General features: G+C 32.7%; 11 protein-coding genes. All 11 read left to right on the top strand.

Annotated elements, in window-relative coordinates:
* Nucleotide 1 precedes the first annotated feature (1 nt).
* The 11 genes from murG to AC1RPN_RS05425 all read left to right on the top strand — a co-directional run bounded on the left by murG (nt 2) and on the right by AC1RPN_RS05425 (nt 12,088).
* Complete coding sequence (gene murG / locus AC1RPN_RS05475) at nt 2–1,102, top strand: undecaprenyldiphospho-muramoylpentapeptide beta-N-acetylglucosaminyltransferase (protein WP_409022370.1); 1,101 nt, start codon at nt 2–4, stop codon at nt 1,100–1,102.
* 18 nt (nt 1,103–1,120) lie between these two features.
* Nucleotides 1,121–1,969, top strand: coding sequence for a cell division protein FtsQ/DivIB (locus tag AC1RPN_RS05470; protein WP_409022371.1), 849 nt, complete (start codon nt 1,121–1,123; stop codon nt 1,967–1,969).
* A gap of 120 nt (nt 1,970–2,089) precedes the next feature.
* Nucleotides 2,090–3,406 carry a cell division protein FtsA gene (gene ftsA / locus AC1RPN_RS05465; RefSeq protein ID WP_481761681.1) on the top strand — a complete coding sequence of 439 codons (1,317 nt, stop codon included), beginning with the start codon at nt 2,090–2,092 and terminating at the stop codon, nt 3,404–3,406.
* Nucleotides 3,407–3,423: 17 nt separating this feature from the next.
* Complete coding sequence (gene ftsZ / locus AC1RPN_RS05460) at nt 3,424–4,656, top strand: cell division protein FtsZ (protein ID WP_481761682.1); 1,233 nt, start codon at nt 3,424–3,426, stop codon at nt 4,654–4,656.
* 32 nt (nt 4,657–4,688) lie between these two features.
* Nucleotides 4,689–5,102, top strand: a complete 414-nt coding sequence (locus AC1RPN_RS05455; protein WP_481761683.1) for a cell division protein SepF — start codon at nt 4,689–4,691, stop codon at nt 5,100–5,102.
* Nucleotides 5,103–5,123: 21 nt separating this feature from the next.
* Nucleotides 5,124–5,417, top strand: a complete 294-nt coding sequence (locus AC1RPN_RS05450; RefSeq protein WP_409022375.1) for a YggT family protein — start codon at nt 5,124–5,126, stop codon at nt 5,415–5,417.
* A 6-nt stretch (nt 5,418–5,423) separates the two neighbouring features.
* Complete coding sequence (locus tag AC1RPN_RS05445; RefSeq protein WP_481761684.1) at nt 5,424–6,206, top strand: YlmH family RNA-binding protein; 783 nt, start codon at nt 5,424–5,426, stop codon at nt 6,204–6,206.
* 19 nt (nt 6,207–6,225) lie between these two features.
* The gene (locus AC1RPN_RS05440; RefSeq protein WP_409022377.1) at nt 6,226–6,924 is read left to right on the top strand and encodes a DivIVA domain-containing protein; all 699 of its coding nucleotides are present in this window, start codon (nt 6,226–6,228) and stop codon (nt 6,922–6,924) included.
* A gap of 281 nt (nt 6,925–7,205) precedes the next feature.
* Entirely contained in the window at nt 7,206–9,989 is a 2,784-nt protein-coding gene (ileS, locus tag AC1RPN_RS05435; protein ID WP_481761685.1) for an isoleucine--tRNA ligase, read from the top strand.
* Nucleotides 9,990–10,107: 118 nt separating this feature from the next.
* Nucleotides 10,108–11,082 (top strand): diaminopimelate epimerase, encoded by a 975-nt coding sequence (gene dapF, locus AC1RPN_RS05430; RefSeq protein ID WP_481761686.1) that lies wholly within the window; start codon nt 10,108–10,110, stop codon nt 11,080–11,082.
* A gap of 82 nt (nt 11,083–11,164) precedes the next feature.
* Nucleotides 11,165–12,088 (top strand): alpha/beta hydrolase, encoded by a 924-nt coding sequence (locus AC1RPN_RS05425; RefSeq protein WP_481761687.1) that lies wholly within the window; start codon nt 11,165–11,167, stop codon nt 12,086–12,088.
* Nucleotides 12,089–12,095: the final 7 nt, after the last annotated feature.

Here is a 12,095-nt window from a genome sequence, read left to right as displayed (position 1 = left end):
AATGAAAATTATTGTTTCTGGTGGTGGCACTGGCGGGCATATTTACCCTGCGTTGGCCCTTATTGAAGCGCTAAAAGTAAAAGATCCAACGGCTGAATTTTTATATGTTGGGACTGAAAAAGGACTTGAGAGCCGAATCGTTCCAGATAATGGAATTCCATTTAAAACAATTAAAATTCAAGGATTTAAAAGATCGTTATCAGTAGAAAATATTAAGACAGTCCAACTATTTTTAAAAAGTGTGAAAGACGCAAAGAAAATGATTAAAGAATTTAAACCAGACATTGTTATTGGAACAGGCGGTTACGTATGTGGTGCAGTGGTTTATGCTGCTGCTCGATTACATATTCCAACTATTGTTCATGAACAAAATAGTGTTGCAGGTGTAACAAATAAATTTTTGAGCCACTTTGTTGATAAAGTAGCTATTTCTTTTGAATCAGTTGCAGATCAATTTCCTAAGAAAAAAGTTGTTTTCACAGGGAATCCCCGCGCACAACAGGTTGTAAATGAAACAGAAATTGAAGCATTATCGCAATATGGATTATTAGATGATGTACCAACGATGTTAGTTTTTGGTGGTTCAAGAGGAGCTGCGAAAATTAATCAAGCAATGGTTGAAGCAATTCCTGAATTAAATAAAAAACCATATCAAATTTTATTTGTTACAGGTAACGTTCACTACGATAAAATTATGAATGATTTAAACGGGATAGAATTAAATAAAAATATTGTGATAAAACCATATTTAAATAATATGCCTAATTTATTAAGCCATATTTCTGTCATTTTAGGACGTGCTGGTGCAACAAGTATAGCAGAAATAACTGCACTTGGATTACCATCTATTTTGGTGCCTAGCCCTTATGTTACAAATAATCATCAAGTAAAAAATGCAATGAGTCTAGTTGATAATAATGCAGCTAAGCTTATTACTGAGGATAAGTTAACGGGATCAAAATTGGTCATGGTTTCAGATGAAATGATGCTCAATACTGATGTGAGAAGACAGATGGCTAATAATTCACGTAAAATGGGTGTGCCCAATGCTGCAGATAATCTAATTAAGGTTATGGAAGATTTAATCAAAATTAAAGAATAAGTTAGGAGGCCAAATAAGATGTCAAAAAATAAATTCTTAAAAAGAAAAAAAGCTGAATTGACACCTTGGGAGGCCTTACAAGAGAAAAAAAAGAAGAAAAATAAACGATTCGATTTTTTTGGAAACCCCAAAACAATTAGTGACCGATTACCAAAATTAAAAAAATATCAACATCATGCCCTAAAACAAAAATTAATTATTATAATTGGTTCGTTTCTGATTATTGGTTTAATTGCACTATATTTTATTTCACCATTAAGTAAAATACAAAATATTAGTATTTCAGGTGAAAAAACAGTTTCAAAAGTACAAGTAGAAAATGCTAGTAATTTACACATTAATGATCCATTATCCCACGCGTTTTTTAGAAAAAAAGCTATTTTAAAGGATATAAAAAAAGAATTGCCACAGGTGAAGTCACTAACTGTTAGCCATAATAAATGGAATGGTGTTAAACTTTCTATTAATGAATATGATCTTGCAGGATATATTTATAAAAATAAAACATACTATCAATTATTTTTGAATGGGACAATTGGAAGTAAGAAATTTGACCAACCAGTGGGGAATTATCCTACGTATTCTAAGTTTAATCAAACAAATATATTGCAAAAAATGGTTAAACAATATAAAAAAATTCCGATGAAAATCAGAAATGGAATATCAGAAATCGATTATCAACCATCCAAAGTGAATAATCAGCGAATATATATATACATGAATGACAGAAATAAAATTATTGCTAATATTGATAATTTTGCCGATAAAATGGCTTTCTATCCAAGTATCTCATCTAAAATGAAGAAAAAAGGTGTCGTTGATTTAGAAGTGGGTGCATATTCTTATCCATATAATAAGAAAAGTTAACAAAGTTGGTATGGCCTATGGGATATCCTTTCTAAATCAGGTCTTAATGTGGTAAAATATGAGTACTATATCTTATAAAAAATAATATTAAAAGCAAGCTGTAAGGAGGTTCTTTTTCAGATGGGTAACGCAGGTATATATGTGGGGTTAGATATCGGTACGACATCAATTAAAGTTATCGTTTCTGAATACGTTAATGGTCAATTGAACGTAATTGGTATTGGTAATGAACGCTCACAAGGTTTGAATAGGGGAATTGTAGTCGATATTGATAAGGCTGTAATTTCAGTACAAAAAGCTATTAAACAAGCTGAAGAAAAAGCAAATATTCAGATTCACGAAGTACATGTTGGTATTCCTGCTAATTTATTACAAATTATTCCTTGTAACGGCATGATTGCCGTTTCAGATGAATCAAAAGAAATTACAAATGAAGATGTTGTGAATGTTGCGAGTGCAGCATTAGTTCAAAATTTACCACCAGAAAGAGATATCATTGATATTATTGCTGATGAATTTGTAGTTGATGGATTTGATGGCATTAAGGATCCTCGTGGTATGATTGGTGTGAGATTAGAAATGCATGGATCAGTTTATACTGGCCCAAAAACAATTATTCATAATTTAAAAAAATGTGTTGAAAATGCTGGGCTAACTATCAGAGAAACAATCGTGAACCCATTAGCACTTGCATCAGTTGCGATGTCAGATGGCGAAAGAGACTTTGGTACTGTACTTATTGATCTCGGTGGTGGTCAAACGACTGCTTCAGTGATTCATGATCATAAGTTGAAATTTACATACGTGGACCAAGAGGGTGGCGATTTTGTCACGAAAGATATCTCAGTGGTTCTTAATACATCTGTTGAAAATGCTGAAAAATTGAAACGCAATTATGGATTTGCTAATTCTGAGTTAGCATCAGAAGATGATGTTTTCCCAGTTGATGTTGTTGGACAAAGTGAGCCAATCAATATCTCTGAAAAATATTTAGCAGAGATTATTGAAGCAAGAATCTCTCAAATCTTAGATAAAATAAAAAGTTCATTAGATGCTATCAAGGCGTTAGAATTACCAGGTGGCGTTATCTTAACTGGTGGTCTTGCAGCTTTACCAGGAATTACAGAATTAGCATCAGAAATTTTGCAAGTTCAAGTTAAAACCTACGTCCCTGATCAAATGGGATTACGCTATCCTTCATTTGCACAAGCCTTAGGATTGATTAATTATGCAGTCGAGCAAGATGAAGTCACATTATTAGTGAAAAGTGCAATGGGACTTGATATTGATCAATTAAGTTATAGTATTGTTGAACCAGACAACGAAAAACCTAAGAAGCAAGAAGTAAAAAACAAAGTTAAAAAAACTAGAAAACCAAAAACATCAGGGGATCCATTAAAATCAGTTAAAAACTTTTTTAATGAATTTTTCGATTAAATAGGAGGAAGTAAGTAATGGAATTTTCTTTGGACTCAAGTGAAGATAAAGGCGCAGTAATAAAAGTAATTGGTGTCGGTGGCGCTGGTGGTAATGCTGTTAATCGTATGATTGATGAAAATGTTTCAGGTGTTGAGTTTATTGCATTAAATACTGATGTTCAGGCATTGGAAAGCTCAAAGGCAGAAATTAAAATTCAATTGGGTCCTAAATTGACTCGTGGATTAGGTGCTGGTGCAACTCCAGATATTGGTAGTAAAGCTGCACAAGAAAGTGAAGAAGCAATTATCGAAGCTATTGATGGCGCTGATATGATTTTCGTTACTGCTGGAATGGGTGGTGGAACAGGAACAGGAGCTGCTCCTGTTGTAGCTAAAATCGCTAAAGATCAAGGCATTTTAACAGTCGGAATTGTAACACGTCCATTTACATTTGAAGGACCTAAACGTAGCCGTTTTGCTGCTGAAGGAATAGCTAATCTGAGAGATCAAGTTGATACGTTAGTTGTTATTGCTAATAACCGTTTACTTGAAATCATTGACAAGAAGACACCGATGCTTGAAGCATTCCAAGAAACAGATAATGTTTTACGTCAAGGTGTTCAAGGTATTTCTGAATTAATTACATCACCCGGTTTAATTAATTTAGATTTTGCTGATGTTAAAACAGTGATGGCTGATCAAGGAACTGCATTAATGGGAATTGGATCTGCTACTGGTGAAAATAGAACTGCTGAAGCAACAAAAAAAGCAATTTCTTCGCCATTACTCGAAGTTTCAATTGATGGTGCAAAACAAGTTCTACTTAATATCACCGGTGGTGCTGATATGAGTCTTTTCGAAGCGCAAGAAGCTTCTGAAATTATTTCACAAGCTGCAACTGATGAAATTAATATTATTTTTGGAACGTCAATTAATGAAGACCTAGGTGATGAAATCGTCGTAACAGTTATTGCAACTGGTATTGATGATGTTAAAGAAGAAAAAAAAGCCACAGTTCGTACACGAACATTACCAAGAACTGATGCACCTAAAGCAACATTAGCTGAAAAGCAAGAAGATCGTTTTGACGATTGGGATATTATGCACCCATCAAGTCAACCTGAAGAAAAAAAATCAACAGAATTTGAAAATGTTGAAAAACCAAATTTTGATGTCTTTAAGAATGATATCAAAACTGATGATTTAGCAACAAATAATGATGATAGTTTAAGTACACCACCGTTTTTCAGAAAACGACGTAAAGATTAATTAAATGAATCAATGGGGAGGTTACGGATATTATGGCTTTTGAAAAAATTGGTCGTTTTTTTGGGTTAGCTGAAGAAGATGATTTTGAAAATGATGATTACCAAACCGAAGAGTCTATGCGGACTTCGTCATTGAATCAAAGTAATAAAGTCGTTTCGATAAATGGTAAATATAGTCAACCACAAAAAATTAATTTATTTGAACCTAGAATTTATTCTGATGTTAAGGATATTGCAACGCATTTAATGCAAAATCAAGCAATCGTCGTAAATTTTCAAAAAATGGATGAAGTTCAATCTAAACGGATTGTTGATTTCTTGTCCGGAACAATTTTTGCTATTAACGGAACAATTCAAAGAATTGGCGATAATATTTTTCTTTGTACACCAAACTCATTTACTGTTGAAGGAAATATGGCAGATAATATTTTTGAAAAATTCGAATAAAAGAAAAATCGAGGTATACAAATGATTGAGTTTATTACATTTCTAGCTAAAGTGATTACGTGGGCTTTTGATGCTTATGAGCTAGCAATTATCATTTACGTTTTAATGTCATGGTTTCCAGGCGCTTATAATACGCCGGTTGGCCATTTCTTAAGTAAAATTTGTCAACCATACCTTGCATTTTTTGACCGTTTTATCCCGGCAATTGGGGGTATTAGTTTTTCACCAATTATTGCGATAATCGCGCTAAGCTTCATCCAAAATGGGGTTATGGGACTTCTGACTACTTTGATTCGTCTTTATGTTGGAGGCTAATGATATATGAATGATACAATTTACCAACATTTCAGGTCCGACGAAAAAGAAATTATTGATACATTGTCAGATTATATCGAGCAAGCTAAATCAGAGTACAGGGCAGTTCTAACTCATTTTTTAAATCCTAGAGAGGCACATATTGCGACCTATCTATTAGGCCAAAATGACGAAATTAGTTTAAAATTATTTGGTGGCACGAAAGAAGCTGAACGAAAAAGATTACTTTTTTATCCAGCGTATTTCGATGTTCAAGATAGTGATTTTGATTTACAACTTATTGAAATTAAGTATCCAATAAAATTTGCTACCTTAAAACATGGACAAATTTTGGGAACTTTGGCTAATGCGGGATTAGATAGAGAAGTACTTGGTGATATTTTAACAGATGGTCAGCAATGGCAGGTTGTTGTTGAAAAAAAGATGGCTAATTATTTGATTAGTCAAGTTGATCGTATTGGTAAAATTAAGGTATCACTTGAAGAGATTCCTTTTTCACAAACGGTGAGTGTCACAGATGAGTGGCAATCGCAAAATGAATTAGTTTCATCGTTACGAATCGATTCAGTCATATCAGCTGTTTATAATATGTCTCGACAAAACGCCAAAAATTTAGTTAATTCTGAAAAAGTTAGTTTAAATTGGCAAGTTATTAATAAGCCTGATTATGAATTAGCAGAGTTTGATGTTTTGTCAATTCGTGGTTTTGGACGAATCAAGTTAGATTTTATTGCAGGTATGACTAGAAAAGATAAATATAAATTAGAGTTATCAATATTAAAAAAATAAATTTTGAAGGACGTGCAAAATGACTTTAAGTCCATTAGATATTCATAATAAAGAATTTAACGTAAAATTACGAGGCTATGATCAAGACCAGGTTAATGATTTTCTAGATAAAATTATTAAAGATTATGAAATAACGTTAAAAGAAAATGAAAATTTAACTGAAGAAGTTAAAACTAGTAATGAAAAGTTAGAATACTTTAATGATTTAAAAGATTCTTTAAATCAATCAATTATTGTTGCTCAAGAAGCTGCTGATCGCGTTAAGGTTAATGCTAAGCGTGAATCTGAAATTATTAATAAAGAATCACAAAAGCAAGGTCATGATATTATTGATGAAGCGAATGAAAAAGCTAAACATATTATTGATATGGCTTCAGAAAAAGCTAAAAAATTAGCTGTTGAGACTGATGACTTGAAGAAACAAGCACGTATTTTCCGTCAACGTTTAAAAGTTATGATGGAATCACAATTAGAAGTTGTTAAAAGTTCTGATTGGGACGAAATTTTAAAACAAGGCGAGACAAGCACATATTCTGAAATTCAAGACGTTTTAAAACGTGAAGAAGACAAAGAAAAACGTGAAGCCAAAGAAATAAAAGAATCAGTTAATAATAATGACGATATTGTTGTTACAGAAATTATTGCTGAATCAGATGCAAATGAAGATTCTGAGCAAAATGATCAAGATACAATGGTCATTTTCCCAGATAATAAATAAATTTGAGAATAACAATTATATGATACATTTTTAGCGAGTCGATGATAGTGGAAGGTCGATAATAAGTATTATATAATTTATCATCTCAACGATTTCATTAAACTGAAATGATCAAGTAAGTTTAATCGGCTTCATCTCCGTTATCACGATGATTGAGTGAAATTTAACGTTATATAATGTTAAGTTTCTAAATTTGGGTGGTAACACGAAGACTTCGTCCCTTGTAACGGAGTCTTTTTGTGTATAATGAAATAAAATAACTTTTAAAAGGAGTTTATAATATGAAAATGAAAGAAACCTTAAACTTAGGTAAGACAGAATTTCCAATGCGTGGAAATTTACCAGTTAAAGAAGCAGAGCGTGAAGATGCATGGAGACAAAACGGTGTTTATGAACTAAGACAAAAGTTAAATGAAAAGAAACCAAGTTTCATTTTACATGATGGACCTCCATACGCTAATGGTAATATCCATATGGGACATGCTTTAAATAAGATTACGAAGGATATTATCGTTCGTTCAAAATCAATGATGGGCTTCAGATCACCTTTTGTTCCTGGCTGGGATACTCATGGCCTTCCTATTGAACAACAATTGGTTAAACAAGGTGTTGATCGTAAAACCATGTCAAAAGCTGATTTTCGTGAATTATGTGAAAAATATGCTTTGGAGCAAGTTAATTTGCAACGCGAAGATTTTAAACGTTTAGGCGTTGCAGCTGAATGGGATAGCCCATACATGACTTTACAACCTGAATTTGAAGCTGAAGAAATCAGAATGTTTGGTGAAATGGCTGAAAAAGGTTACATCTATAAAGGTAAAAAACCAATTTATTGGTCACCATCGTCTGAATCAGCATTAGCTGAAGCAGAGATTGAATACCACGATATTAAATCACCATCAATGTATATTACATTTGATGTAGTTGATGGGAAAGATATTTTAGATACAGATACAAAAATGATTATCTGGACAACAACACCATGGACAATTCCAGCTAATTATGGTGTCGCTGTACATCCTGATTATAAATATATCCAAATTAATGCTGATGGGAAAAAATATGTTGTCGCTGAAGAACGTTTAAATATTTTAAAAGAAGAATTTGATTGGGAAAATGTTGAAGTATTAAAAGAATTTTCTGGTCGCGATATGGAATATATGACAGTGCAACATCCATTATATGATCGTACATCATTAGTTATTCTAGGTTACCATGTTACTTTAGATTCTGGTACAGGACTTGTTCATACTGCTCCAGGACATGGTGAAGATGATTTTATTGCTGGACAAAAGTATAAATTACCCGTTGTATCTGTTTTAGATGAAAAAGGTGTCATGAATGAAGATGCGCCTGGATTTGAAGGGATATTTTATGATAAAGCTAATCCATTAGTAACTGATGAATTGAAAGAGAATGGTCATTTACTTAAACTTTCATTCTTTACGCATAGTTATCCACATGATTGGCGTACAAAAAAACCTGTTGTTTTCCGTGCAACGGCACAATGGTTTGCATCAGTAGAGATGTTCCGCGATGATATATTAAAAGAAATTGAAAAAGTTGATTTTAAAAACGAATGGGGTAAGGTTCGTCTTTACAATATGATTAGAGATCGTGGCGATTGGGTGATTTCACGTCAACGTGCTTGGGGCGTTCCATTACCTATCTTCTATGCAGAAGATGGGACACCTATCATTACACCAGAAACAATTGAACATGTTGCTCAATTGTTTGAAAAAAATGGATCAAATATTTGGTTCAAAAATGATGCTAAAGCACTACTTCCTGAAGGATTTACAAGTGAACATAGTCCTAATGGTGAATTTACAAAAGAAGAAGATATCATGGATGTTTGGTTTGATTCAGGTTCTTCACATCGTGGAGTGCTAGGTAAACGTGATAATTTAACGTATCCTGCAGATCTATATATGGAAGGTTCAGATCAATATCGTGGATGGTTTAATTCAAGTGTTATTACATCCGTTGCAACTAATGGAATTGCACCATACAAACAGTTGATGTCACAAGGATTTGTACTTGATGATAAAGGACATAAGATGAGTAAATCGCTTGGGAATATCATTTTACCAAGTAAAGTTATTAAACAATCAGGAGCTGAGATTATCCGATTATGGACAGCATCAGCAGATACATCTTCTGATATCGCTGTTTCAATGGATATTTTAAAACAAGTCTCTGAAACATATCGTAAGATTAGAAATACATTTAAATTTATTTTGGCTAATACAACTGACTTTGATCCAAATGAAAATGCAATTGCATTTGATGAATTGGCATCAGCAGATAAGTATATGTTAATTAAATTAAATACATTTTCAAAAGAGGTTTTGGATGATTATGCTGAATATGATTTCTTAGCAATTTACAAAAAAGTGATTACATTTATTTCAAATGACTTATCAGCATTCTATTTAGATATTGCAAAAGATATCGTTTATATTGAAGCTGAAGATAGTTTTGAAAGACGCTCAATGCAAACTGTTCTATACCAGATTGTAACAACAATGGCTAAGTTATTAACACCTATCTTGCCACATACAACTGAAGAAGTTTGGGACTATTTGAAAGAACCAGAAGAATATGTTCAATTAAGTGAAATGCCAGAAGTTGCCCATTTTGATGGTGAAATTAAAATTGTTGAAAATTGGCAAGCATTCATGAAAATTCGTTCATATGTCTTAAAGGCTTTGGAAGATGCGCGTGATGCAAAATTAATTGGGAAATCATTTGAAGCAAAAGTTATTTTATATGTGAATGATTCTGATAAAGAATTACTTAACGTACTTGATACGGATATCCGTCAACAATTGATTGTTTCTGATTTAGAAATTTTATCTATTGATGATGTTCCAGAAGATGCAACTAATTTTGATAACTTAGCTGTTAAAGTTGAAGTAGCTAACGGTGAAGTTTGTCAAAGATGTCGTATGGTTAAGACTGATGTTGGGGAGGATACTGCGTTACCAACGCTCTGTCATCGTTGTGCAACGATTGTTGAACAAGGTTATCCAGAGGCAGTTACAGAAGGTTTTGAAAATTAAATATTTCAAAAAAGGAATAACGTAGAGTTATTCCTTTTTTTGAGTCAAATTGATTACAATCCTAAAAATATAGCGTAATATGTAAGGTATACAATTATAGTGAGAGCAGGTGTTCAATGTGGAATTAGTAAAAGTACATGGATCAGAAAACGATTTTTTTCTTTTAGATCAAACTAAATTAGAGACAGCATTATCAGATGAAAAATTAAAGAATTTAGCAATTCAAATGTGTGATCGAGAATCTGGATTACACGGTGGCTCAGATGGCATTTTAGTCGTTGATAAATCAAGTCATAATGGTGTTCTAGGTCAAATGAGAGTCATCAATGCTGATGGTACAGAGGCTAGTATGTGTGGAAACGGTTTAAGAACTGTTGGGCGCTATTTAGAAACTAAATTTGGACAAACAGAATTTAAAGTTGAGACAATGCATGCTGATTTAGATGTTAAGAAAGCACCAAATCTTCAGGCAGGCGTTGCAGCTTACAATGTCGAAATTTCACCTGTTAGTTTTGAGTCACAAACGTTACCAATGTTTTTACAAAGACAAACATTGGTAGATGAAATTATTCCTGAATTTTCACAAACGTTAAAGTTTTCAGCTGTCTCGGTACCAAATCCGCATTTAATTACTTTTGTTGATCATACAACGTTACAAGGACCGGAACTTGAAAGAATTGCAACTTATTTAAACGGTGAAAATCCGTATTTTCCAGATGGTGTTAACGTTAGTTTTGTTGAAAAATTAGATAATAAATCAATTTTTGTTAGAACTTATGAACGCGGAGTTGGGTTTACTAATGCGTGTGGAACAGCAATGTCTGCTTCAAGTTTAATGTTTGTTCTGTTAAGTGAAGGTAAAGTGCCATTTGGAACTGAAATTAATGTAAAAAATCCTGGTGGTATGGTTAAAACTGTTGTGCATCAAGATGAGAGTGGCAATTACTGGATGTCTCTAATTGGTAATGCAACTAATGTTGCGAATATAACAATTGAGTTAGCTGATGCTCTGAATGGTGATTTTTCTAAGGCCAAATGGATATCAACTAATGAACAGGATGCTTATTTAAAGTTTATATTAAGTATTATGTAATTTTATGGGGGTAAAAGACATAAATGACTGTCTTTTATCCTTTTTTTAATTTAAAATAAAGGGAAACGCTTGAGGAAATTTAATGAAAAAATGGATCATTGGAATTTGTTTAATGCTGATAATAATTGGCTTTGTTATTTTTGGCATTAGTTATTATTTATTTGAATATGCGGAGACACCAACCAATAAGGAATTTATTAATTCAGAACCTAAAAGTGCTGAGTTAAAGAAAGAATACACTTGGTTAAAACAAGTTAAAAAATTAAATTGGCAGATCAAATCTGAAGATAATTTAAAGCTTAAAGCAATTTATGTTCCTGCAGAAAGTAAAACTAATAAAACAATATTTGTTGCTCATGGATTTATGGGAAAGAAAGAAGAAATGGTCCGCTTTATTCATTTTTATCATGACAAAGGCTATAATGTTCTTGCACCAGATGCAAGAGCACATGGCCAAAGTCAAGGTGATTATATTGGTTATGGTTGGTTAGAGAGAAAAGATAATTTACAGTGGCTTGATAAAGTAATTAAATATAAAGGTACAGATTCAAAAATTACTCTATTCGGTGTTAGTATGGGTGGCGCAACGGTTATGATGTTGAGTGGAGAGAAAAAATTGCCTTCACAAGTTAAGGCAATTATTGAAGACTGTGGCTATACAAGTGTGGCTGATGAGTTAACTTATCAGTTGAAACAGATGTATAAGTTACCTAAAATCCCTATTATCCCTATTGCTAGTCTGATATCAAAAGTTAAAGCAGGTTACTCATTTTATGAAGCAAGTTCAATTAAGCAATTAAATCATAATAAGTTACCTGTGTTATTTATTCATGGTAGTGACGATAAATTTGTTCCGACTGAGATGATTTATCAAAATTATGCTGCGACAAGAGGACCTAAAGAAATTTTCATTGCACATGGTGCTAAACATGCTACGTCATTTACAAAAGATAAAGTTGAGTATGAAAAGAAAGTAACTCATTTTTTAAAACAATATTTTAACTAGGAAAAGT

The organism is Dellaglioa sp. CoH-57-MRSF-20, assembly GCF_056781955.1.
Note: the sequence above shows the minus strand (reverse complement) of the source record. Positions and strands in the feature narration are given on the sequence as shown.

What these genes read in the sequence shown, in the direction of transcription:
- ftsZ (WP_481761682.1), top strand. Translation starts at nt 3,424, where the DNA reads ATGGAATTTTCTTTGGACTCAAGTGAAGATAAAGGCGCAGTAATAAAA.
- AC1RPN_RS05450 (WP_409022375.1), top strand. Translation starts at nt 5,124, where the DNA reads ATGATTGAGTTTATTACATTTCTAGCTAAAGTGATTACGTGGGCTTTT.
- AC1RPN_RS05445 (WP_481761684.1), top strand. Translation starts at nt 5,424, where the DNA reads ATGAATGATACAATTTACCAACATTTCAGGTCCGACGAAAAAGAAATT.
- AC1RPN_RS05470 (WP_409022371.1), top strand. Translation starts at nt 1,121, where the DNA reads ATGTCAAAAAATAAATTCTTAAAAAGAAAAAAAGCTGAATTGACACCT.
- murG (WP_409022370.1), top strand. Translation starts at nt 2, where the DNA reads ATGAAAATTATTGTTTCTGGTGGTGGCACTGGCGGGCATATTTACCCT.
- AC1RPN_RS05440 (WP_409022377.1), top strand. Translation starts at nt 6,226, where the DNA reads ATGACTTTAAGTCCATTAGATATTCATAATAAAGAATTTAACGTAAAA.
- AC1RPN_RS05455 (WP_481761683.1), top strand. Translation starts at nt 4,689, where the DNA reads ATGGCTTTTGAAAAAATTGGTCGTTTTTTTGGGTTAGCTGAAGAAGAT.
- AC1RPN_RS05425 (WP_481761687.1), top strand. Translation starts at nt 11,165, where the DNA reads ATGAAAAAATGGATCATTGGAATTTGTTTAATGCTGATAATAATTGGC.
- ileS (WP_481761685.1), top strand. Translation starts at nt 7,206, where the DNA reads ATGAAAATGAAAGAAACCTTAAACTTAGGTAAGACAGAATTTCCAATG.
- ftsA (WP_481761681.1), top strand. Translation starts at nt 2,090, where the DNA reads ATGGGTAACGCAGGTATATATGTGGGGTTAGATATCGGTACGACATCA.